This is a genomic window from Acinetobacter bereziniae, assembly GCF_016576965.1.
In the GTDB taxonomy this organism is placed as follows: domain Bacteria; phylum Pseudomonadota; class Gammaproteobacteria; order Pseudomonadales; family Moraxellaceae; genus Acinetobacter; species Acinetobacter bereziniae.
Genome location: NZ_CP066119.1, coordinates 2292281 through 2312883, shown reverse-complemented (window position 1 = coordinate 2312883; position 20603 = coordinate 2292281). Strand labels below are relative to the sequence as shown.

32 protein-coding genes and 2 pseudogenes are annotated in these 20603 nt (G+C 35.5%); 8 read left to right on the top strand and 26 right to left on the bottom strand.

Annotation, left to right across the window (positions count from 1 at the left end; translation table 11 throughout):
• Positions 1–25 precede the first annotated feature (25 nt).
• Together I9192_RS10930 and I9192_RS10925 are read left to right on the top strand one after the other, a co-directional pair.
• Positions 26–232 carry a hypothetical protein gene (locus I9192_RS10930; protein ID WP_199959992.1) on the top strand — a complete coding sequence of 69 codons (207 nt, stop codon included), beginning with the start codon at positions 26–28 and terminating at the stop codon, positions 230–232.
• 67 nt (positions 233–299) lie between these two features.
• Entirely contained in the window at positions 300–635 is a 336-nt protein-coding gene (locus I9192_RS10925) for a hypothetical protein (RefSeq protein ID WP_199959991.1), read from the top strand.
• Between the two features lie 554 nt (positions 636–1189).
• Here the strand turns inward: I9192_RS10925 and I9192_RS10920 are convergent.
• The 8 genes from I9192_RS10920 to I9192_RS10885 all read right to left on the bottom strand — a co-directional run bounded on the left by I9192_RS10920 (position 1190) and on the right by I9192_RS10885 (position 6512).
• Positions 1190–2407 carry a zonular occludens toxin domain-containing protein gene (locus I9192_RS10920; protein ID WP_200150392.1) on the bottom strand — a complete coding sequence of 406 codons (1218 nt, stop codon included), beginning with the start codon at positions 2405–2407 and terminating at the stop codon, positions 1190–1192.
• Positions 2407–2685, bottom strand: a complete 279-nt coding sequence (locus tag I9192_RS10915) for a DUF2523 family protein (protein ID WP_200150391.1) — start codon at positions 2683–2685, stop codon at positions 2407–2409. The genes I9192_RS10920 and I9192_RS10915 overlap by 1 nt, the downstream gene beginning before the upstream one ends.
• The gene (locus tag I9192_RS10910; RefSeq protein ID WP_200150390.1) at positions 2678–4126 is read right to left on the bottom strand and encodes a hypothetical protein; all 1449 of its coding nucleotides are present in this window, start codon (positions 4124–4126) and stop codon (positions 2678–2680) included. Before I9192_RS10910 ends, I9192_RS10915 begins: the two co-directional genes overlap by 8 nt.
• 145 nt (positions 4127–4271) lie before the next feature.
• Positions 4272–4523, bottom strand: a complete 252-nt coding sequence (locus tag I9192_RS10905; protein WP_200150389.1) for a hypothetical protein — start codon at positions 4521–4523, stop codon at positions 4272–4274.
• A gap of 3 nt (positions 4524–4526) precedes the next feature.
• Positions 4527–4718, bottom strand: coding sequence for a hypothetical protein (locus tag I9192_RS10900; protein ID WP_199959968.1), 192 nt, complete (start codon positions 4716–4718; stop codon positions 4527–4529).
• 115 nt (positions 4719–4833) lie between these two features.
• Positions 4834–5127: a hypothetical protein gene (locus I9192_RS10895; protein WP_200150388.1), complete on the bottom strand. Its 294-nt coding sequence runs from the start codon at positions 5125–5127 to the stop codon at positions 4834–4836.
• A 3-nt stretch (positions 5128–5130) separates the two neighbouring features.
• Positions 5131–6294, bottom strand: a complete 1164-nt coding sequence (locus tag I9192_RS10890) for a replication initiation factor domain-containing protein (RefSeq protein WP_227567243.1) — start codon at positions 6292–6294, stop codon at positions 5131–5133.
• Positions 6291–6512, bottom strand: coding sequence for a hypothetical protein (locus I9192_RS10885; RefSeq protein ID WP_198261675.1), 222 nt, complete (start codon positions 6510–6512; stop codon positions 6291–6293). Before I9192_RS10885 ends, I9192_RS10890 begins: the two co-directional genes overlap by 4 nt.
• Before the next feature lie 109 nt (positions 6513–6621).
• On the opposite strand from I9192_RS10885, the gene I9192_RS10880 reads away from it, so the two are divergent.
• Positions 6622–6828: a hypothetical protein gene (locus I9192_RS10880; RefSeq protein ID WP_199959992.1), complete on the top strand. Its 207-nt coding sequence runs from the start codon at positions 6622–6624 to the stop codon at positions 6826–6828.
• A 67-nt stretch (positions 6829–6895) separates the two neighbouring features.
• The gene (locus I9192_RS10875) at positions 6896–7231 is read left to right on the top strand and encodes a hypothetical protein (protein WP_199959991.1); all 336 of its coding nucleotides are present in this window, start codon (positions 6896–6898) and stop codon (positions 7229–7231) included.
• Positions 7232–7785: 554 nt separating this feature from the next.
• On the opposite strand, the gene I9192_RS10870 is transcribed toward I9192_RS10875, so the two are convergent.
• The 8 genes from I9192_RS10870 to I9192_RS10835 all read right to left on the bottom strand — a co-directional run bounded on the left by I9192_RS10870 (position 7786) and on the right by I9192_RS10835 (position 13108).
• A complete protein-coding gene (locus tag I9192_RS10870; protein WP_200150392.1) occupies positions 7786–9003 on the bottom strand; it encodes a zonular occludens toxin domain-containing protein in 1218 nt (405 codons plus the stop codon).
• Positions 9003–9281, bottom strand: a complete 279-nt coding sequence (locus tag I9192_RS10865; RefSeq protein WP_200150391.1) for a DUF2523 family protein — start codon at positions 9279–9281, stop codon at positions 9003–9005. The genes I9192_RS10870 and I9192_RS10865 overlap by 1 nt, the downstream gene beginning before the upstream one ends.
• Complete coding sequence (locus I9192_RS10860) at positions 9274–10722, bottom strand: hypothetical protein (RefSeq protein WP_200150390.1); 1449 nt, start codon at positions 10720–10722, stop codon at positions 9274–9276. The genes I9192_RS10865 and I9192_RS10860 overlap by 8 nt, the downstream gene beginning before the upstream one ends.
• Positions 10723–10867: 145 nt before the next feature.
• Positions 10868–11119: a hypothetical protein gene (locus I9192_RS10855; RefSeq protein WP_200150389.1), complete on the bottom strand. Its 252-nt coding sequence runs from the start codon at positions 11117–11119 to the stop codon at positions 10868–10870.
• A 3-nt stretch (positions 11120–11122) separates the two neighbouring features.
• Positions 11123–11314 (bottom strand): hypothetical protein, encoded by a 192-nt coding sequence (locus I9192_RS10850; RefSeq protein WP_199959968.1) that lies wholly within the window; start codon positions 11312–11314, stop codon positions 11123–11125.
• Positions 11315–11429: 115 nt separating this feature from the next.
• Entirely contained in the window at positions 11430–11723 is a 294-nt protein-coding gene (locus I9192_RS10845) for a hypothetical protein (protein WP_200150388.1), read from the bottom strand.
• Between the two features lie 3 nt (positions 11724–11726).
• Complete coding sequence (locus tag I9192_RS10840) at positions 11727–12890, bottom strand: replication initiation factor domain-containing protein (RefSeq protein ID WP_227567243.1); 1164 nt, start codon at positions 12888–12890, stop codon at positions 11727–11729.
• Positions 12887–13108, bottom strand: a complete 222-nt coding sequence (locus tag I9192_RS10835; protein ID WP_198261675.1) for a hypothetical protein — start codon at positions 13106–13108, stop codon at positions 12887–12889. The genes I9192_RS10840 and I9192_RS10835 overlap by 4 nt, the downstream gene beginning before the upstream one ends.
• A 109-nt stretch (positions 13109–13217) precedes the next feature.
• On the opposite strand from I9192_RS10835, the pseudogene I9192_RS22500 reads away from it, so the two are divergent.
• A pseudogene (locus I9192_RS22500) lies at positions 13218–13423 on the top strand (hypothetical protein).
• A 67-nt stretch (positions 13424–13490) separates the two neighbouring features.
• Complete coding sequence (locus I9192_RS10830) at positions 13491–13826, top strand: hypothetical protein (protein WP_199959991.1); 336 nt, start codon at positions 13491–13493, stop codon at positions 13824–13826.
• 554 nt (positions 13827–14380) lie between these two features.
• Here the strand turns inward: I9192_RS10830 and I9192_RS10825 are convergent.
• The 10 genes and pseudogenes from I9192_RS10825 to I9192_RS10780 form a co-directional block, all read right to left on the bottom strand.
• Positions 14381–14857: a hypothetical protein gene (locus I9192_RS10825; RefSeq protein ID WP_200150402.1), complete on the bottom strand. Its 477-nt coding sequence runs from the start codon at positions 14855–14857 to the stop codon at positions 14381–14383.
• A 5-nt stretch (positions 14858–14862) separates the two neighbouring features.
• Positions 14863–15417: a zonular occludens toxin domain-containing protein gene (locus I9192_RS10820; protein ID WP_200150401.1), complete on the bottom strand. Its 555-nt coding sequence runs from the start codon at positions 15415–15417 to the stop codon at positions 14863–14865.
• A gap of 177 nt (positions 15418–15594) precedes the next feature.
• A complete protein-coding gene (locus tag I9192_RS10815; RefSeq protein WP_200150391.1) occupies positions 15595–15873 on the bottom strand; it encodes a DUF2523 family protein in 279 nt (92 codons plus the stop codon).
• Complete coding sequence (locus tag I9192_RS10810; RefSeq protein ID WP_200150400.1) at positions 15866–16636, bottom strand: hypothetical protein; 771 nt, start codon at positions 16634–16636, stop codon at positions 15866–15868. Before I9192_RS10810 ends, I9192_RS10815 begins: the two co-directional genes overlap by 8 nt.
• Before the next feature lie 50 nt (positions 16637–16686).
• Positions 16687–17313 (bottom strand): hypothetical protein, encoded by a 627-nt coding sequence (locus I9192_RS10805; protein ID WP_200150399.1) that lies wholly within the window; start codon positions 17311–17313, stop codon positions 16687–16689.
• Positions 17314–17536: 223 nt separating this feature from the next.
• Positions 17537–17710: a hypothetical protein gene (locus I9192_RS10800; protein ID WP_200150398.1), complete on the bottom strand. Its 174-nt coding sequence runs from the start codon at positions 17708–17710 to the stop codon at positions 17537–17539.
• A gap of 3 nt (positions 17711–17713) precedes the next feature.
• Positions 17714–17905: a hypothetical protein gene (locus tag I9192_RS10795; RefSeq protein ID WP_199959968.1), complete on the bottom strand. Its 192-nt coding sequence runs from the start codon at positions 17903–17905 to the stop codon at positions 17714–17716.
• A gap of 115 nt (positions 17906–18020) precedes the next feature.
• On the bottom strand, positions 18021–18287 hold the full coding sequence (locus I9192_RS10790; RefSeq protein ID WP_200150397.1) for a hypothetical protein: 267 nt from the start codon (positions 18285–18287) through the stop codon (positions 18021–18023).
• Between the two features lie 31 nt (positions 18288–18318).
• Positions 18319–19411, bottom strand: a pseudogene (locus I9192_RS10785) (replication initiation factor domain-containing protein).
• A 67-nt stretch (positions 19412–19478) separates the two neighbouring features.
• Positions 19479–19700, bottom strand: coding sequence for a hypothetical protein (locus I9192_RS10780; protein ID WP_198261675.1), 222 nt, complete (start codon positions 19698–19700; stop codon positions 19479–19481).
• A 109-nt stretch (positions 19701–19809) separates the two neighbouring features.
• On the opposite strand from I9192_RS10780, the gene I9192_RS10775 reads away from it, so the two are divergent.
• On the top strand, positions 19810–20043 hold the full coding sequence (locus tag I9192_RS10775; protein WP_200150396.1) for a hypothetical protein: 234 nt from the start codon (positions 19810–19812) through the stop codon (positions 20041–20043).
• Between the two features lie 41 nt (positions 20044–20084).
• Positions 20085–20249, top strand: a complete 165-nt coding sequence (locus tag I9192_RS22320; RefSeq protein WP_228289342.1) for a hypothetical protein — start codon at positions 20085–20087, stop codon at positions 20247–20249.
• Positions 20250–20603 lie beyond the last annotated feature (354 nt).

Below are 20603 nucleotides of genomic sequence, written 5' to 3'. Positions count from 1 at the left end.
GCATTAAACAATGTTCAGGTGTTACATGAAAAAATCAGATTTATCAAAAACTTATAGAGTTCGCGGGGAATTCGTTGAATCGATCAAAGAAAAGTCACTCGACTTCATTATCGAAACAAAAGAAAGAATTGAGGAAGCAGACATAATCAATGCTTTGATTTATAAGCATTTAAATGAAATTAGTGCAAAAGATGTAACAAAATATATTGATGAAATAAAAAAAGCAGATTAATTATTTATATAGATCAAGATGACTAAATTTTTGGGTGAGGAATCACCCTACTTTATTGGGGAAAATAATGGATATAGCAATTCTCATATTATTAATAATTGGATTTACGGCAATATTACTAATAATAAGTAAGAACAGAAAACAGCCAATAAAAAGCAAAAAATTAAATCTAAAAGAATTGGCAAAAAAAACTTTCCCAAAATATAAAATCATTGAAAAACATGGGACTGTAATGATTTGCGAGATTAATCATAGGAATGAACCTGATGAGTTAGTATTCATTAGAATTGAACCAAACAAACAAAAAAGCATAAATCAGTTTGGTAGAAGATTTAAAGCTGAATACCCTGCCATTCCTACTGCTAGAGAATTAAAAGCAGACTTTAGCAAACATCTAAAATAAAGCTTGGAAGTCGCATAACGAAACTATTATGTTAAATAGGATACCATAGGCTGTGGCTACACAACGCTATTGTTGCCACAGATCGTCAACGTGAATCCTGATAATTTTAATTCACGTTGACGACTATCCTAAGTAACATAATATTCGTTATGCAAAATCCTGCGCTATCTCAATCTATCAATGTGATGATCTAATTTTATAAATAATAATTTGAGTTGATCTATTTCATCATAATTGTCTATGTCTAATTCCCTGATCTGGTCTAAGTACTTCTCCAGTGAATCACGCATAAAAACATAATCTGATTTATGTAATACCCCAATATTTCGATTGTAAAACGTGGTTTTCCATACGTGCCTATTGTTCATTCAAAATCCGTTACTGGCATCTTATTTATGCCTTAATGACCTCATTTTTAACTTAACAGACTTCGCTAGTTAAATTAAAAATAAGATCTCAATTTAATTATTTCGACGTAAATCTATTTTTATACAAAGCCAAAATAATAGTAAAAAACTTATAAAATAAAGGAAATACAAGGATATACACCTATTTTAATTGATTGTTTTTGCTTGTAGATGAGGCTCTACAACGTTATTGGCTATTGTTGGCTGTTGTTGTGTAGGTTGTTCAATGCTTTGTACGTTAGAACCCATGACAGCATTAGTGTTACTGAAGTTGCTATTGTTATTTGCAAAATAGTTAAAAGGACGTTCGCCATTTTCTATCATATTCCTACAGTCTGATTGTGATACATCTAACTTAGTGCCTTGCTGTGTGTACGCATAATATTTGTTGCCGTTTTTCATACAACCACTAAAGACAGGTTTAGCCGTTACTTGATAAGTCTTTGATACGACTTTCTGAATATCTTCCTGATCATAAGGCTTGTTAGGATCATATTCGACATTTAAATCGCCTACAGACATTCTGTTTTCAGTTAAAGTATTGAAATATTTAATACATTCAGGCTTATCTACATTAATTCCTTTTCTGCATTCTTCTGAAGTAAGCTCTGGAGTAGTGGGCAATATTCCTAAATCATTTTTATTTTGTTTTGATTTATCTTGGCTTTTATTTTGTGTTTCACTGTTTTGCAATTGATCTACTTTAGATTTTGTATCTTTAGATAAATAAGCAAATAAACCAGCAATAATAAGACAAACAATTACCAAACCAACAATAAATGAAATTAACTTAATGTTTAAATTAAAATTACGCCCTGATGCTTTACCATCAATTGTTGATTTATATAACTTATAAAACTTTTCATCAATCGAATAAGTAAATTCATCATATGCATTGTTTTTAACTGTCTTTGTAACATTGTTATAAACCTTATCAAAACAAAAGCATTTAGTCGTTTTCTTTCCAACTGGTTCAAGCCAAAAGTACTGATTAACAAGATTACGTACATCGCTATTTACAAGTGCAGGATTAGGACTAATCATCCAAATATCCTGACGCTTGTGTCGAATCATTGTTAAACCCGCAATCTCACCGTCTCTACGATTAGAAAAGTGTTTACTAAACTTTTCATGCATCTGCACCTCATCGATAATAATTAAACTATCAGGTTCACAATCTTCCCATGAATCAGGCAATAGCGTAACGCCTTCGGCAAGTTCCGCATGAGCACGTATATTTGAATAAATGTATTGATACTTTCCACTTCTCTTTGCTTCTTCTTCAACCTGTTTGACATATAAATATGACTTGCCAGCACCGATCTGACCGCAAGTTAATCTAAATTGACCGCCTGCAATACTCATTATTTTTTCCTTATTGCTAATTTTCCAGAATTAAGTGTTAATAAAAAAATACCTACAGATATAAATGTACTTAGCACGTGATCAACTCCAAAAATACCCATCAAATTCAACATATCAGCAGGTAATGAATAAACAGAATTAATCATTGAATTAAATGCAGTTCTTATTGCTACAAGTATTCCTAAATAGCTAACTAGACCAAGACCAGCACCCATTAATGCTTTTTGAATAATGTTCTTTGAAAGCCAACCGCCAATAAGAACTAATAATTTACCCATTACCATTCCTTATACCGATTAATAAATAAATAAGCCCACCTAAGTAACCTAAGCCAATTACAAAAGGTCGAGCTTGAGTTCCGAAAGTACAAATAAAGGTAAGATCAGCTTGAAAATTAATTTCACCTAAAATACCAAGTGGCAAACTTACCTGATGAGCAGAAAAAGGACATGATGCCCCAAAAATGACATAGTTTTGACGTGCATAATCAGTAATATTTTGTTCTTCAACTTCAAGAGTTTGATCTTCTAATTGTGGTTCTTCTTTCATCCAATCATCTGTTTTTTTCCAATCATCATACCAGTCGCAAACCACATGAGCCCAATCGCAGAATACTGGGAACGTTGTAGTTGATTCCCCAGTAGGATTTCCGTCTTCATCTTTTTTCGGTTCTGTTGTTGCCTGTGAACCATCATCATTCCAAACTCGATCATTTGAACTATCTTTTTCGTCTTTGAGAACATTTGTATAACGAGGATCACCGTAGGGTGCAGGTTTACCGTCAGATGTGGGGGTTGCATGTTTTGCACGATCTAATAAATCATTATTCGGTTCATTTCCAACACCGCTAGGGTCAGCTTCATAAGCTTCTCTAACTGATGTGTAATCACCAGTATTTATATTTTTATTATAAGTATCATCAACTGGGTCGTTATAACCCTCTCCAAGCATTGCTGATCCGAGCTGATGAGCAGTTATTGGAATAGTCTCATACTCAGGTTTAGCATCAGGCTTGTAATTTGGATTAAGTTTTGCGTTCAAGCCATATGTATCATCGTATGTTGGCGTTTTATTTGGATGAAAATAATAAGTTACAGCACAAACATAATTAGGAAATGTTGTTGAGCCAATGGTAGAAATGGGTTTTTTAGGATCAACAATAGCAGTATTTTTAGTATAAACACGACCTGAATCACCACCAAGAGTTCGATCTGAATCACATGCAATTTGTGGAGATGATGAACATTTACCCGTATTCGATGTACCACAATATAAAACGGGTGAAGTATCATCTTTTGAACTTTCTTTTTCTTTTTTCTTGACTAAAGTACCATCCTCCATTACCCATCCGATACCCTCCAATAACCCTGTAATAGCGACTGTTCCTAGTATTGAAGGTACAGAACCTTTTCCTACTGCTTTTATTCGCTTCATCATTGATTGACCAAGCTTTATTGGGTTTAATTTTTGTTCTACTACAGCAGTTCTAGCTACAGTTTGTTTTTGACCTGCTTCATTAACGATATCTGCAATTGTTCTGACTGTACCAGTTGCACTTTTACGAGTTTTATTAATCTCAATACCCATGTTATTAATTTTATTGCGTAAATCATCAATTCTTTTAATAGCTTGATCGATTTGATTACCTGATGCATATAAATAAGCGGGTGCTAGAGCTACTATCAAAGAGAGTAAAAAAACATTAATGCGATGAATCATTTCAATCCCCTGAAAGCACTATCCAAAAAGCTGCCATCGCAACAATAATGAAATAAACTGTCATTCTTTAATCCTCGCTATAAAAAAAGGTGGGGTGCGGTGCGTACAGTTGTGCGCTCCTCCCCACCTTTTTTACGCATATTAATTAGCGAAGCATTGCTAATGCTTTTTTGATACCCCAAGCTGCATAAGTCGGTAATGCTTTTAATGTACCTGATGCCATCAAGCCACCGATAATTGCAACACCAGCTAAACCTGTTGTTAAGTCAATTGTCGTATCTCCCTCAGCTGCAAAAGCCGTAGCAGTAGAGACAAGTACAACACCAGTTGTCATTGCGATGCGTTTTGCTGTTTGAACAGCTTTAGAAGCATTTGCATTTTTAATTTGAACTTCCATAGTTCACTCCTCTTTGGACGTATGTCCGATTAAGTTTAGGGTGGTACGAATCCCCGAAGCCACGTACCAAGTCAAAGCCGTAGCTGACAACAACGCAGCAACTTTTAACGGTTCCAAGTTGTTTAATTCGTCGAGCCAAGACTGTTGATGCAGTACAACAACACAATAGTTAATGCCCTGTATCACAGTAGTCATCGAGCAATCATCTATTAGCATTGTTGTTTATCCTTTTTGATCACATTTATTCTTGTGATCTTCTATTTGTCCTAAATGCCAGTAAGTACCGCAGTACGGGCAAGCCATTGGAAAATTATGATTTAGGTGGAAGAATGACATTTGTAAGCACCTGCTTAGTAGTACGACCAGTTGAAACAAGGTCTAACTCTAAAGTGACTTCAAAAGGGAATTTACGACCTTGTAATTGAACAAGATTGCGTGAATCCTGCCATTTAAATTCTGCAACACCTTGACCAACTGCATTACCTTGAGAGGTATCCATTGGAATAATTCCAAAAAGAGTTACATGGTCATAATGTCGACCATCCTCAGATTTCCAATCCGTTGATTTTGCGCCAACTAAAGTTACTTTCATTTGTTGTGACATGTTTTACATCCTCATTGCTGTCATTAAGACGTGATCCAACCGCTTTGGATAAGCAAAAGGGTCAGAGTGTGAAATTAAATTGATAAGTTCTTCAGGTTCAAAAACTTGTTTGAAAAAATTGATATATCTGCCGTACTGTTTTTTTATTGTTGCAAGTGCAGCACTGGCATTAATCTGTGCAGTTTTAACCATCACTTCGATGCGTTCAGGTTGAATATCTTCAGCTAGGAATTCGAAACATGGGTATGCACCAGTAAAGTACTCAGATGGTGATAGGAGCATGTCAAAAGGTAGAACTTGATCACGTGATTTAAATTCGATTTCAGCACGTTGCCAGTTGTCGTTAGGGTCTCCCTCTGCCCTGCCTTTTTCGTATAATCTCAAGTACTTACCTGATTCACGACTTCCGATATTGAGTGTACGTCCACGACCATTGGGACGTTTCCAATTTCCTTTATGTTCTACGTTTGGCGCACGGTTTCCGTTTTGAAATCCGCCCATACCATCCATCATATTTCCCCAATCAACATTGATTTTTGTGCCATCAAAGTCATCATGAGCAATATCAACTCGGGTTAATTTTCCACGTGTAGAAACAGTTGTTAGAAATGTATAGAGACGCTTTTCCCATCCCTCTTTTGCCATGGAACATCCACGACCTGAAAGCATGACTAAATAAGTATTACGTTGACCACCTACACAGATAAATCCGCATTTGTCACCGATTTCAAAGGAACTTTGATACATGTTTTTTTTGCCTTTATCGGCAAAAGTAATGTTTAAGCCGAATATGTGCTCGATGTGTTTATCTATCTCAATCGCCATTTGAAAATTGAGTTCAATAGGGTCAATGATTTGGTCATCTTTGAGGGCATTAACATACTTATGGTTTAAGGTTGCACAGCTATCCGTAAAATTTACCCAATCAATAACAGCGATTTCATTGTCAGCAGGCAAACGACACGGAACTTGTTTAGCACCTCGTGAAGTCATAACCATGTGTAGATAAGGTGCAGGGTTTAAACGTTGAAAAGGCAAAGGCAGATCAGCATCTTTCAAATGTGAGTGCATGGACTCGAATTCCGTTACCCCCATCTTATTAATGGGGGTCTCTAAAAATCCCATTCCCCACGAGCAAACTTGCGGTATTGATTGTTTTTTGATCATTCTTCTATCCCCATTTCACGCATATTGTCGTTTTCTTCTTTTACTGAATCGCAATATTCCGCTACAACCGCAGACTTATAGCCCCACTCCTGCATGACCATCTCAATGTGAAAGAGACACTTTTCTGATTCGAATGCTGGATTGCCACCGATGATTAATTGACATGCCCTGTCAAAAATTATTTTAGAAACGATCTCAAAAGCCTGTTCTTTTTCCATTGCAACAACATCACACGCAACAATTTGACAGAAATATAACAGAATTGCGTGCAACACTGCAACGTGTGACACAATAATGATGTTGCATTAAACAATGTTCAGGTGTTACATGAAAAAATCAGATTTATCAAAAACTTATAGAGTTCGCGGGGAATTCGTTGAATCGATCAAAGAAAAGTCACTCGACTTCATTATCGAAACAAAAGAAAGAATTGAGGAAGCAGACATAATCAATGCTTTGATTTATAAGCATTTAAATGAAATTAGTGCAAAAGATGTAACAAAATATATTGATGAAATAAAAAAAGCAGATTAATTATTTATATAGATCAAGATGACTAAATTTTTGGGTGAGGAATCACCCTACTTTATTGGGGAAAATAATGGATATAGCAATTCTCATATTATTAATAATTGGATTTACGGCAATATTACTAATAATAAGTAAGAACAGAAAACAGCCAATAAAAAGCAAAAAATTAAATCTAAAAGAATTGGCAAAAAAAACTTTCCCAAAATATAAAATCATTGAAAAACATGGGACTGTAATGATTTGCGAGATTAATCATAGGAATGAACCTGATGAGTTAGTATTCATTAGAATTGAACCAAACAAACAAAAAAGCATAAATCAGTTTGGTAGAAGATTTAAAGCTGAATACCCTGCCATTCCTACTGCTAGAGAATTAAAAGCAGACTTTAGCAAACATCTAAAATAAAGCTTGGAAGTCGCATAACGAAACTATTATGTTAAATAGGATACCATAGGCTGTGGCTACACAACGCTATTGTTGCCACAGATCGTCAACGTGAATCCTGATAATTTTAATTCACGTTGACGACTATCCTAAGTAACATAATATTCGTTATGCAAAATCCTGCGCTATCTCAATCTATCAATGTGATGATCTAATTTTATAAATAATAATTTGAGTTGATCTATTTCATCATAATTGTCTATGTCTAATTCCCTGATCTGGTCTAAGTACTTCTCCAGTGAATCACGCATAAAAACATAATCTGATTTATGTAATACCCCAATATTTCGATTGTAAAACGTGGTTTTCCATACGTGCCTATTGTTCATTCAAAATCCGTTACTGGCATCTTATTTATGCCTTAATGACCTCATTTTTAACTTAACAGACTTCGCTAGTTAAATTAAAAATAAGATCTCAATTTAATTATTTCGACGTAAATCTATTTTTATACAAAGCCAAAATAATAGTAAAAAACTTATAAAATAAAGGAAATACAAGGATATACACCTATTTTAATTGATTGTTTTTGCTTGTAGATGAGGCTCTACAACGTTATTGGCTATTGTTGGCTGTTGTTGTGTAGGTTGTTCAATGCTTTGTACGTTAGAACCCATGACAGCATTAGTGTTACTGAAGTTGCTATTGTTATTTGCAAAATAGTTAAAAGGACGTTCGCCATTTTCTATCATATTCCTACAGTCTGATTGTGATACATCTAACTTAGTGCCTTGCTGTGTGTACGCATAATATTTGTTGCCGTTTTTCATACAACCACTAAAGACAGGTTTAGCCGTTACTTGATAAGTCTTTGATACGACTTTCTGAATATCTTCCTGATCATAAGGCTTGTTAGGATCATATTCGACATTTAAATCGCCTACAGACATTCTGTTTTCAGTTAAAGTATTGAAATATTTAATACATTCAGGCTTATCTACATTAATTCCTTTTCTGCATTCTTCTGAAGTAAGCTCTGGAGTAGTGGGCAATATTCCTAAATCATTTTTATTTTGTTTTGATTTATCTTGGCTTTTATTTTGTGTTTCACTGTTTTGCAATTGATCTACTTTAGATTTTGTATCTTTAGATAAATAAGCAAATAAACCAGCAATAATAAGACAAACAATTACCAAACCAACAATAAATGAAATTAACTTAATGTTTAAATTAAAATTACGCCCTGATGCTTTACCATCAATTGTTGATTTATATAACTTATAAAACTTTTCATCAATCGAATAAGTAAATTCATCATATGCATTGTTTTTAACTGTCTTTGTAACATTGTTATAAACCTTATCAAAACAAAAGCATTTAGTCGTTTTCTTTCCAACTGGTTCAAGCCAAAAGTACTGATTAACAAGATTACGTACATCGCTATTTACAAGTGCAGGATTAGGACTAATCATCCAAATATCCTGACGCTTGTGTCGAATCATTGTTAAACCCGCAATCTCACCGTCTCTACGATTAGAAAAGTGTTTACTAAACTTTTCATGCATCTGCACCTCATCGATAATAATTAAACTATCAGGTTCACAATCTTCCCATGAATCAGGCAATAGCGTAACGCCTTCGGCAAGTTCCGCATGAGCACGTATATTTGAATAAATGTATTGATACTTTCCACTTCTCTTTGCTTCTTCTTCAACCTGTTTGACATATAAATATGACTTGCCAGCACCGATCTGACCGCAAGTTAATCTAAATTGACCGCCTGCAATACTCATTATTTTTTCCTTATTGCTAATTTTCCAGAATTAAGTGTTAATAAAAAAATACCTACAGATATAAATGTACTTAGCACGTGATCAACTCCAAAAATACCCATCAAATTCAACATATCAGCAGGTAATGAATAAACAGAATTAATCATTGAATTAAATGCAGTTCTTATTGCTACAAGTATTCCTAAATAGCTAACTAGACCAAGACCAGCACCCATTAATGCTTTTTGAATAATGTTCTTTGAAAGCCAACCGCCAATAAGAACTAATAATTTACCCATTACCATTCCTTATACCGATTAATAAATAAATAAGCCCACCTAAGTAACCTAAGCCAATTACAAAAGGTCGAGCTTGAGTTCCGAAAGTACAAATAAAGGTAAGATCAGCTTGAAAATTAATTTCACCTAAAATACCAAGTGGCAAACTTACCTGATGAGCAGAAAAAGGACATGATGCCCCAAAAATGACATAGTTTTGACGTGCATAATCAGTAATATTTTGTTCTTCAACTTCAAGAGTTTGATCTTCTAATTGTGGTTCTTCTTTCATCCAATCATCTGTTTTTTTCCAATCATCATACCAGTCGCAAACCACATGAGCCCAATCGCAGAATACTGGGAACGTTGTAGTTGATTCCCCAGTAGGATTTCCGTCTTCATCTTTTTTCGGTTCTGTTGTTGCCTGTGAACCATCATCATTCCAAACTCGATCATTTGAACTATCTTTTTCGTCTTTGAGAACATTTGTATAACGAGGATCACCGTAGGGTGCAGGTTTACCGTCAGATGTGGGGGTTGCATGTTTTGCACGATCTAATAAATCATTATTCGGTTCATTTCCAACACCGCTAGGGTCAGCTTCATAAGCTTCTCTAACTGATGTGTAATCACCAGTATTTATATTTTTATTATAAGTATCATCAACTGGGTCGTTATAACCCTCTCCAAGCATTGCTGATCCGAGCTGATGAGCAGTTATTGGAATAGTCTCATACTCAGGTTTAGCATCAGGCTTGTAATTTGGATTAAGTTTTGCGTTCAAGCCATATGTATCATCGTATGTTGGCGTTTTATTTGGATGAAAATAATAAGTTACAGCACAAACATAATTAGGAAATGTTGTTGAGCCAATGGTAGAAATGGGTTTTTTAGGATCAACAATAGCAGTATTTTTAGTATAAACACGACCTGAATCACCACCAAGAGTTCGATCTGAATCACATGCAATTTGTGGAGATGATGAACATTTACCCGTATTCGATGTACCACAATATAAAACGGGTGAAGTATCATCTTTTGAACTTTCTTTTTCTTTTTTCTTGACTAAAGTACCATCCTCCATTACCCATCCGATACCCTCCAATAACCCTGTAATAGCGACTGTTCCTAGTATTGAAGGTACAGAACCTTTTCCTACTGCTTTTATTCGCTTCATCATTGATTGACCAAGCTTTATTGGGTTTAATTTTTGTTCTACTACAGCAGTTCTAGCTACAGTTTGTTTTTGACCTGCTTCATTAACGATATCTGCAATTGTTCTGACTGTACCAGTTGCACTTTTACGAGTTTTATTAATCTCAATACCCATGTTATTAATTTTATTGCGTAAATCATCAATTCTTTTAATAGCTTGATCGATTTGATTACCTGATGCATATAAATAAGCGGGTGCTAGAGCTACTATCAAAGAGAGTAAAAAAACATTAATGCGATGAATCATTTCAATCCCCTGAAAGCACTATCCAAAAAGCTGCCATCGCAACAATAATGAAATAAACTGTCATTCTTTAATCCTCGCTATAAAAAAAGGTGGGGTGCGGTGCGTACAGTTGTGCGCTCCTCCCCACCTTTTTTACGCATATTAATTAGCGAAGCATTGCTAATGCTTTTTTGATACCCCAAGCTGCATAAGTCGGTAATGCTTTTAATGTACCTGATGCCATCAAGCCACCGATAATTGCAACACCAGCTAAACCTGTTGTTAAGTCAATTGTCGTATCTCCCTCAGCTGCAAAAGCCGTAGCAGTAGAGACAAGTACAACACCAGTTGTCATTGCGATGCGTTTTGCTGTTTGAACAGCTTTAGAAGCATTTGCATTTTTAATTTGAACTTCCATAGTTCACTCCTCTTTGGACGTATGTCCGATTAAGTTTAGGGTGGTACGAATCCCCGAAGCCACGTACCAAGTCAAAGCCGTAGCTGACAACAACGCAGCAACTTTTAACGGTTCCAAGTTGTTTAATTCGTCGAGCCAAGACTGTTGATGCAGTACAACAACACAATAGTTAATGCCCTGTATCACAGTAGTCATCGAGCAATCATCTATTAGCATTGTTGTTTATCCTTTTTGATCACATTTATTCTTGTGATCTTCTATTTGTCCTAAATGCCAGTAAGTACCGCAGTACGGGCAAGCCATTGGAAAATTATGATTTAGGTGGAAGAATGACATTTGTAAGCACCTGCTTAGTAGTACGACCAGTTGAAACAAGGTCTAACTCTAAAGTGACTTCAAAAGGGAATTTACGACCTTGTAATTGAACAAGATTGCGTGAATCCTGCCATTTAAATTCTGCAACACCTTGACCAACTGCATTACCTTGAGAGGTATCCATTGGAATAATTCCAAAAAGAGTTACATGGTCATAATGTCGACCATCCTCAGATTTCCAATCCGTTGATTTTGCGCCAACTAAAGTTACTTTCATTTGTTGTGACATGTTTTACATCCTCATTGCTGTCATTAAGACGTGATCCAACCGCTTTGGATAAGCAAAAGGGTCAGAGTGTGAAATTAAATTGATAAGTTCTTCAGGTTCAAAAACTTGTTTGAAAAAATTGATATATCTGCCGTACTGTTTTTTTATTGTTGCAAGTGCAGCACTGGCATTAATCTGTGCAGTTTTAACCATCACTTCGATGCGTTCAGGTTGAATATCTTCAGCTAGGAATTCGAAACATGGGTATGCACCAGTAAAGTACTCAGATGGTGATAGGAGCATGTCAAAAGGTAGAACTTGATCACGTGATTTAAATTCGATTTCAGCACGTTGCCAGTTGTCGTTAGGGTCTCCCTCTGCCCTGCCTTTTTCGTATAATCTCAAGTACTTACCTGATTCACGACTTCCGATATTGAGTGTACGTCCACGACCATTGGGACGTTTCCAATTTCCTTTATGTTCTACGTTTGGCGCACGGTTTCCGTTTTGAAATCCGCCCATACCATCCATCATATTTCCCCAATCAACATTGATTTTTGTGCCATCAAAGTCATCATGAGCAATATCAACTCGGGTTAATTTTCCACGTGTAGAAACAGTTGTTAGAAATGTATAGAGACGCTTTTCCCATCCCTCTTTTGCCATGGAACATCCACGACCTGAAAGCATGACTAAATAAGTATTACGTTGACCACCTACACAGATAAATCCGCATTTGTCACCGATTTCAAAGGAACTTTGATACATGTTTTTTTTGCCTTTATCGGCAAAAGTAATGTTTAAGCCGAATATGTGCTCGATGTGTTTATCTATCTCAATCGCCATTTGAAAATTGAGTTCAATAGGGTCAATGATTTGGTCATCTTTGAGGGCATTAACATACTTATGGTTTAAGGTTGCACAGCTATCCGTAAAATTTACCCAATCAATAACAGCGATTTCATTGTCAGCAGGCAAACGACACGGAACTTGTTTAGCACCTCGTGAAGTCATAACCATGTGTAGATAAGGTGCAGGGTTTAAACGTTGAAAAGGCAAAGGCAGATCAGCATCTTTCAAATGTGAGTGCATGGACTCGAATTCCGTTACCCCCATCTTATTAATGGGGGTCTCTAAAAATCCCATTCCCCACGAGCAAACTTGCGGTATTGATTGTTTTTTGATCATTCTTCTATCCCCATTTCACGCATATTGTCGTTTTCTTCTTTTACTGAATCGCAATATTCCGCTACAACCGCAGACTTATAGCCCCACTCCTGCATGACCATCTCAATGTGAAAGAGACACTTTTCTGATTCGAATGCTGGATTGCCACCGATGATTAATTGACATGCCCTGTCAAAAATTATTTTAGAAACGATCTCAAAAGCCTGTTCTTTTTCCATTGCAACAACATCACACGCAACAATTTGACAGAAATATAACAGAATTGCGTGCAACACTGCAACGTGTGACACAATAATGATGTTGCATTAAACAATGTTCAGGTGTTACATGAAAAAATCAGATTTATCAAAAACTTATAGAGTTCGCGGGAATTCGTTGAATCGATCAAAGAAAAGTCACTCGACTTCATTATCGAAACAAAAGAAAGAATTGAGGAAGCAGACATAATCAATGCTTTGATTTATAAGCATTTAAATGAAATTAGTGCAAAAGATGTAACAAAATATATTGATGAAATAAAAAAAGCAGATTAATTATTTATATAGATCAAGATGACTAAATTTTTGGGTGAGGAATCACCCTACTTTATTGGGGAAAATAATGGATATAGCAATTCTCATATTATTAATAATTGGATTTACGGCAATATTACTAATAATAAGTAAGAACAGAAAACAGCCAATAAAAAGCAAAAAATTAAATCTAAAAGAATTGGCAAAAAAAACTTTCCCAAAATATAAAATCATTGAAAAACATGGGACTGTAATGATTTGCGAGATTAATCATAGGAATGAACCTGATGAGTTAGTATTCATTAGAATTGAACCAAACAAACAAAAAAGCATAAATCAGTTTGGTAGAAGATTTAAAGCTGAATACCCTGCCATTCCTACTGCTAGAGAATTAAAAGCAGACTTTAGCAAACATCTAAAATAAAGCTTGGAAGTCGCATAACGAAACTATTATGTTAAATAGGATACCATAGGCTGTGGCTACACAACGCTATTGTTGCCACAGATCGTCAACGTGAATCCTGATAATTTTAATTCACGTTGACGACTATCCTAAGTAACATAATATTCGTTATGCAAAATCCTGCGCTATCTCAATCTATCAATGTGATGATCTAATTTTATAAATAATAATTTGAGTTGATCTATTTCATCATAATTGTCTATGTCTAATTCCCTGATCTGGTCTAAGTACTTCTCCAGTGAATCACGCATAAAAACATAATCTGATTTATGTAATACCCCAATATTTCGATTGTAAAACGTGGTTTTCCATACGTGCCTATTGTTCATTCAAAATCCGTTACTGGCATCTTATTTATGCCTTAATGACCTCATTTTTAACTTAACAGACTTCGCTAGTTAAATTAAAAATAAGATCTCAATTTAATTATTTCGACGTAAATCTATTTTTATACAAAGCCAAAATAATAGTAAAAAACTTATAAAATAAAGGAAATACAAGGATATACACCTATTTTAATTGATTGTTTTTGCTTGTAGATGAGGCTCTACAACGTTATTGGCTATTGTTGGCTGTTGTTGTGTAGGTTGTTCAATGCTTTGTACGTTAGAACCCATGACAGCATTAGTGTTACTGAAGTTGCTATTGTTATTTGCAAAATAGTTAAAAGGACGTTCGCCATTTTCTATCATATTCCTACAGTCTGATTGTGATACATCTAACTTAGTGCCTTGCTGTGTGTACGCATAATATTTGTTGCCGTTTTTCATACAACCACTAAAGACAGGTTTAGCCGTTACTTGATAAGTCTTTGATACGACTTTCTGAATATCTTCCTGATCATAAGGCTTGTTAGGATCATATTCGACATTTAAATCGCCTACAGACATTCTGTTTTCAGTTAAAGTATTGAAATATTTAATACATTCAGGCTTATCTACATTAATTCCTTTTCTGCATTCTTCTGAAGTAAGCTCTGGAGTAGTGGGCAATATTCCTAAATCATTTTATTTTGTTTTGATTTATCTTGGCTTTTATTTTGTGTTTCACTGTTTTGCAATTGATCTACTTTAGATTTTGTATCTTTAGATAAATAAGCAAATAAACCAGCAATAATAAGACAAACAATTACCAAACCAACAATAAATGAAATTAACTTAATGTTTAAATTAAAATTACGCCCTGATGCTTTACCATCAATTGTTGATTTATATAACTTATAAAACTTTTCATCAATCGAATAAGTAAATTCATCATATGCATTGTTTTTAACTGTCTTTGTAACATTGTTATAAACCTTATCAAAACAAAAGCATTTAGTCGTTTTCTTTCCAACTGGTTCAAGCCAAAAGTACTGATTAACAAGATTACGTACATCGCTATTTACAAGTGCAGGATTAGGACTAATCATCCAAATATCCTGACGCTTGTGTCGAATCATTGTTAAACCCGCAATCTCACCGTCTCTACGATTAGAAAAGTGTTTACTAAACTTTTCATGCATCTGCACCTCATCGATAATAATTAAACTATCAGGTTCACAATCTTCCATGAATCAGGCAATAGCGTAACGCCTTCGGCAAGTTCCGCATGAGCACGTATATTTGAATAAATGTATTGATACTTTCCACTTCTCTTTGCTTCTTCTTCAACCTGTTTGACATATAAATATGACTTGCCAGCACGATCTGACCGCAAGTTAATCTAAATTGACCGCCTGCAATACTCATTATTTTTTCCTTATTGCTAATTTTCCAGAATTAAGTGTTAATAAAAAAATACCTACAGATATAAATGTACTTAGCACGTGATCAACTCCAAAAATACCCATCAAATTCAACATATCAGCAGGTAATGAATAAACAGAATTAATCATTGAATTAAATGCAGTTCTTATTGCTACAAGTATTCCTAAATAGCTAACTAGACCAAGACCAGCACCCATTAATGCTTTTTGAATAATGTTCTTTGAAAGCCAACCGCCAATAAGAACTAATAATTTACCCATTACCATTCCTTATACCGATTAATAAATAAATAAGCCCACCTAAGTAACCTAAGCCAATTACAAAAGGTCGAGCTTGAGTTCCGAAAGTACAAATAAAGGTAAGATCAGCTTGAAAATTAATTTCACCTAAAATACCAAGTGGCAAACTTACCTGATGAGCAGAAAAAGGACATGATGCCCAAAAAATGACATAGTTTTGACGTGCATAATCAGTAATATTTTGTTCTTCAACTTCAAGAGTTTGATCTTCTAATTGTGGTTCTTCTTTCATCCAATCATCTGTTTTTTTCCAATCATCATACCAGTCGCAAACCACATGAGCCCAATCGCAGAATACTGGGAACGTTGTAGTTGATTCCCCAGTAGGATTTCCGTCTTCATCTTTTTTCGGTTCTGTTGTTGCCTGTGAACCATCATCATTCCAAACTCGATCATTTGAACTATCTTTTTCGTCTTTGAGAACATTTGTATAACGAGGATCACCGTAGGGTGCAGGTTTACCGTCAGATGTGGGGGTTGCATGTTTTGCACGATCTAATAAATCATTATTCGGTTCATTTCCAACACCGCTAGGGTCAGCTTCATAAGCTTCTCTAACTGATGTGTAATCACCAGTATTTATATTTTTATTATAAGTATCATCAACTGGGTCGTTATAACCCTCTCCAAGCATTGCTGATCCGAGCTGATGAGCAGTTATTGGAATAGTCTCATACTCAGGTTTAGCATCAGGCTTGTAATTTGGATTAAGTTTTGCGTTCAAGCCATATGTATCATCGTATGTTGGCGTTTTATTTGGATGAAAATAATAAGTTACAGCACAAACATAATTAGGAAATGTTGTTGAGCCAATGGTAGAAATGGGTTTTTTAGGATCAACAATAGCAGTATTTTTAGTATAAACACGACCTGAATCACCACCAAGAGTTCGATCTGAATCACATGCAATTTGTGGAGATGATGAACATTTACCGTATTCGATGTACCACAATATAAAACGGGTGAAGTATCATCTTTTGAACTTTCTTTTTCTTTTTTCTTGACTAAAGTACCATCCTCCATTACCCATCCGATACCCTCCAATAACCCTGTAATAGCGACTGTTCCTAGTATTGAAGGTACAGAACCTTTTCCTACTGCTTTTATTCGCTTCATCATTGATTGACCAAGCTTTATTGGGTTTAATTTTTGTTCTACTACAGCAGTTCTAGCTACAGTTTGTTTTTGACCTGCTTCATTAACGATATCTGCAATTGTTCTGACTGTACCAGTTGCACTTTTACGAGTTTTATTAATCTCAATACCCATGTTATTAATTTTATTGCGTAAATCATCAATTCTTTTAATAGCTTGATCGATTTGATTACCTGATGCATATAAATAAGCGGGTGCTAGAGCTACTATCAAAGAGAGTAAAAAAACATTAATGCGATGAATCATTTCAATCCCCTGAAAGCACTATCCAAAAAGCTGCCATCGCAACAATAATGAAATAAACTGTCATTCTTTAATCCTCGCTATAAAAAAAGGTGGGGTGCGGTGCGTACAGTTGTGCGCTCCTCCCCACCTTTTTTTACGCATATTAATTAGCGAAGCATTGCTAATGCTTTTTTGATACCCCAAGCTGCATAAGTCGGTAATGCTTTTAATGTACCTGATGCCATCAAGCACCGATAATTGCAACACCAGCTAAACCTGTTGTTAAGTCAATTGTCGTATCTCCCTCAGCTGCAAAAGCCGTAGCAGTAGAGACAAGTACAACACCAGTTGTCATTGCGATGCGTTTTGCTGTTTGAACAGCTTTAGAAGCATTTGCATTTTTAATTTGAACTTCCATAGTTCACTCCTCTTTGGACGTATGTCCGATTAAGTTTAGGGTGGTACGAATCCCCGAAGCCACGTACCAAGTCAAAGCCGTAGCTGACAACAACGCAGCAACTTTTAACGGTTCCAAGTTGTTTAATTCGTCGAGCCAAGACTGTTGATGCAGTACAACAACACAATAGTTAATGCCCTGTATCACAGTAGTCATCGAGCAATCATCTATTAGCATTGTTGTTTATCCTTTTTGATCACATTTATTCTTGTGATCTTCTATTTGTCCTAAATGCCAGTAAGTACCGCAGTACGGGCAAGCCATTGGAAAATTATGATTTAGGTGGAAGAATGACATTTGTAAGCACCTGCTTAGTAGTACGACCAGTTGAAACAAGGTCTAACTCTAAAGTGACTTCAAAAGGGAATTTACGACCTTGTAATTGAACAAGATTGCGTGAATCCTGCCATTTAAATTCTGCAACACCTTGACCAACTGCATTACCTTGAGAGGTATCCATTGGAATAATTCCAAAAAGAGTTACATGGTCATAATGTCGACCATCCTCAGATTTCCAATCCGTTGATTTTGCGGCCAACTAAAGTTACTTTCATTTGTTGTGACATGTTTTACATCCTCATTGCTGTCATTAAGACGTGATCCAACCGCTTTGGATAAGCAAAAGGGTCAGAGTGTGAAATTAAATTGATAAGTTCTTCAGGTTCAAAAACTTGTTTGAAAAAATTGATATATCTGCCGTACTGTTTTTTTATTGTTGCAAGTGCAGCACTGGCATTAATCTGTGCAGTTTTAACCATCACTTCGATGCGTTCAGGTTGAATATCTTCAGCTAGGAATTCGAAACATGGGTATGCACCAGTAAAGTACTCAGAATGGTGATAGGAGCATGTCAAAAGGTAGAACTTGATCACGTGATTTAAATTCGATTTCAGCACGTTGCCAGTTGTCGTTAGGGTCTCCCTCTGCCCTGCCTTTTTCGTATAATCTCAAGTACTTACCTTGATTCACGACTTCCGATATTGAGTGTACGTCCACGACCATTGGGACGTTTCAATTTCCTTATGTTCTACGTTTGGCGCACGGTTTCCGTTTTGAAATCCGCCCATACCATCCATCATATTTCCCCAATCAACATTGATTTTTGTGCCATCAAAGCATCATGAGCAATATCAACTCGGGTTAATTTTCCACGTGTAGAAACAGTTGTTAGAAATGTATAGAGACGCTTTTCCCATCCCTCTTTTGCCATGGAACATCCACGACCTGAAAGCCATGACTAAATAAGTATTACGTTGACCACCTACACAGATAAATCCGCATTTGTCACCGATTTCAAAGGAACTTTGATACATGTTTTTTTTGCCTTTATCGGCAAAAGTAATGTTTAAGCCGAATATGTGCTCGATGTGTTTATCTATCTCAATCGCCATTTGAAAATTGAGTTCAATAGGGTCAATGATTTGGTCATCTTTTGAGGGCATTAACATACTTATGGTTTAAGGTTGCACAGCTATCCGTAAAATTTACCCAATCAATAACAGCGATTTCATTGTCAGCAGGCAAACGACACGGAACTTGTTTAGCACCTCGTGAAGTCATAACCATGTGTAGATAAGGTGCAGGGTTTAAACGTTGAAAAGGCAAAGGCAGATCAGCATCTTTCAAATGTGAGTGCATGGACTCGAATTCCGTTACCCCCATCTTATTAATGGGGTCTCTAAAAATCCCATTCCCCACGAGCAAACTTGCGGTATTGATTGTTTTTTGATCATTCTTCTATCCCCATTTCACGCATATTGTCGTTTTCTTCTTTTACTGAATCGCAATATTCCGCTACAACCGCAGACTTATAGCCCCACTCCTGCATGACCATCTCAATGTGAAAGAGACACTTTTCTGATTCGAATGCTGGATTGCCACCGATGATTAATTGACATGCCCTGTCAAAAATTATTTTAGAAACGATCTCAAAAGCCTGTTCTTTTTCCATTGCAACAACATCACACGCAACAATTTGACAGAAATATAACAGAATTGCGTGCAACACTGCAACGTGTGACACAATAATGATGTTGCATTAAACAATGTTCAGGTGTTACATGAAAAAATCAGATTTATCAAAAACTTATAGAGTTCGCGGGGAATTCGTTGAATCGATCAAAGAAAAGTCACTCGACTTCATTATCGAAACAAAAGAAAGAATTGAGGAAGCAGACATAATCAATGCTTTGATTTATAAGCATTTAAATGAAATTAGTGCAAAAGATGTAACAAAATATATTGATGAAATAAAAAAAAGCAGATTAATTATTTATATAGATCAAGATGACTAAATTTTTGGGTGAGGAATCACCCTACTTTATTGGGGAAAATAATGGATATAGCAATTCTCATATTATTAATAATTGGATTTACGGCAATATTACTAATAATAAGTAAGAACAGAAAACAGCCAATAAAAAGCAAAAAATTAAATCTAAAAGAATTGGCAAAAAAAACTTTCCAAAATATAAAATCATTGAAAAACATGGGACTGTAATGATTTGCGAGATTAATCATAGGAATGAACCTGATGAGTTAGTATTCATTAGAATTGAACCAAACAAACAAAAAAGCATAAATCAGTTTGGTAGAAGATTTAAAGCTGAATACCCTGCCATTCCTACTGCTAGAGAATTAAAAGCAGACTTTAGCAAACATCTAAAATAAAGCTTGGAAGTCGCATAACGAAACTATTATGTTAAATAGGATACCATAGGCTGTGGCTACACAACGCTATTGTTGCCACAGATCGTCAACGTGAATCCTGATAATTTTAATTCACGTTGACGACTATCCTAAGTAACATAATATTCGTTATGCAAAATCCTGCGCTATCTCAATCTATCAATGT

Excerpts from the sequence above, each read along its gene's own strand:
- I9192_RS10930 (WP_199959992.1), top strand. The coding sequence starts at position 26 with ATGAAAAAATCAGATTTATCAAAAACTTATAGAGTTCGCGGGGAATTC.
- I9192_RS10925 (WP_199959991.1), top strand. The coding sequence starts at position 300 with ATGGATATAGCAATTCTCATATTATTAATAATTGGATTTACGGCAATA.
- I9192_RS10920 (WP_200150392.1), bottom strand. The coding sequence starts at position 2,407 with ATGAGTATTGCAGGCGGTCAATTTAGATTAACTTGCGGTCAGATCGGT.
- I9192_RS10915 (WP_200150391.1), bottom strand. The coding sequence starts at position 2,685 with ATGGGTAAATTATTAGTTCTTATTGGCGGTTGGCTTTCAAAGAACATT.
- I9192_RS10910 (WP_200150390.1), bottom strand. The coding sequence starts at position 4,126 with ATGATTCATCGCATTAATGTTTTTTTACTCTCTTTGATAGTAGCTCTA.
- I9192_RS10905 (WP_200150389.1), bottom strand. The coding sequence starts at position 4,523 with ATGGAAGTTCAAATTAAAAATGCAAATGCTTCTAAAGCTGTTCAAACA.
- I9192_RS10900 (WP_199959968.1), bottom strand. The coding sequence starts at position 4,718 with ATGACTACTGTGATACAGGGCATTAACTATTGTGTTGTTGTACTGCAT.
- I9192_RS10895 (WP_200150388.1), bottom strand. The coding sequence starts at position 5,127 with ATGTCACAACAAATGAAAGTAACTTTAGTTGGCGCAAAATCAACGGAT.
- I9192_RS10890 (WP_227567243.1), bottom strand. The coding sequence starts at position 6,294 with ATGATCAAAAAACAATCAATACCGCAAGTTTGCTCGTGGGGAATGGGA.
- I9192_RS10885 (WP_198261675.1), bottom strand. The coding sequence starts at position 6,512 with ATGGAAAAAGAACAGGCTTTTGAGATCGTTTCTAAAATAATTTTTGAC.
- I9192_RS10880 (WP_199959992.1), top strand. The coding sequence starts at position 6,622 with ATGAAAAAATCAGATTTATCAAAAACTTATAGAGTTCGCGGGGAATTC.
- I9192_RS10875 (WP_199959991.1), top strand. The coding sequence starts at position 6,896 with ATGGATATAGCAATTCTCATATTATTAATAATTGGATTTACGGCAATA.
- I9192_RS10870 (WP_200150392.1), bottom strand. The coding sequence starts at position 9,003 with ATGAGTATTGCAGGCGGTCAATTTAGATTAACTTGCGGTCAGATCGGT.
- I9192_RS10865 (WP_200150391.1), bottom strand. The coding sequence starts at position 9,281 with ATGGGTAAATTATTAGTTCTTATTGGCGGTTGGCTTTCAAAGAACATT.
- I9192_RS10860 (WP_200150390.1), bottom strand. The coding sequence starts at position 10,722 with ATGATTCATCGCATTAATGTTTTTTTACTCTCTTTGATAGTAGCTCTA.
- I9192_RS10855 (WP_200150389.1), bottom strand. The coding sequence starts at position 11,119 with ATGGAAGTTCAAATTAAAAATGCAAATGCTTCTAAAGCTGTTCAAACA.
- I9192_RS10850 (WP_199959968.1), bottom strand. The coding sequence starts at position 11,314 with ATGACTACTGTGATACAGGGCATTAACTATTGTGTTGTTGTACTGCAT.
- I9192_RS10845 (WP_200150388.1), bottom strand. The coding sequence starts at position 11,723 with ATGTCACAACAAATGAAAGTAACTTTAGTTGGCGCAAAATCAACGGAT.
- I9192_RS10840 (WP_227567243.1), bottom strand. The coding sequence starts at position 12,890 with ATGATCAAAAAACAATCAATACCGCAAGTTTGCTCGTGGGGAATGGGA.
- I9192_RS10835 (WP_198261675.1), bottom strand. The coding sequence starts at position 13,108 with ATGGAAAAAGAACAGGCTTTTGAGATCGTTTCTAAAATAATTTTTGAC.
- I9192_RS10830 (WP_199959991.1), top strand. The coding sequence starts at position 13,491 with ATGGATATAGCAATTCTCATATTATTAATAATTGGATTTACGGCAATA.
- I9192_RS10820 (WP_200150401.1), bottom strand. The coding sequence starts at position 15,417 with ATGGAAGATTGTGAACCTGATAGTTTAATTATTATCGATGAGGTGCAG.
- I9192_RS10815 (WP_200150391.1), bottom strand. The coding sequence starts at position 15,873 with ATGGGTAAATTATTAGTTCTTATTGGCGGTTGGCTTTCAAAGAACATT.
- I9192_RS10805 (WP_200150399.1), bottom strand. The coding sequence starts at position 17,313 with ATGATTCATCGCATTAATGTTTTTTTACTCTCTTTGATAGTAGCTCTA.
- I9192_RS10800 (WP_200150398.1), bottom strand. The coding sequence starts at position 17,710 with ATGGAAGTTCAAATTAAAAATGCAAATGCTTCTAAAGCTGTTCAAACA.
- I9192_RS10795 (WP_199959968.1), bottom strand. The coding sequence starts at position 17,905 with ATGACTACTGTGATACAGGGCATTAACTATTGTGTTGTTGTACTGCAT.
- I9192_RS10780 (WP_198261675.1), bottom strand. The coding sequence starts at position 19,700 with ATGGAAAAAGAACAGGCTTTTGAGATCGTTTCTAAAATAATTTTTGAC.
- I9192_RS10775 (WP_200150396.1), top strand. The coding sequence starts at position 19,810 with ATGAAAAAATCAGATTTATCAAAAACTTATAGAGTTCGCGGGGAATTC.
- I9192_RS22320 (WP_228289342.1), top strand. The coding sequence starts at position 20,085 with ATGGATATAGCAATTCTCATATTATTAATAATTGGATTTACGGCAATA.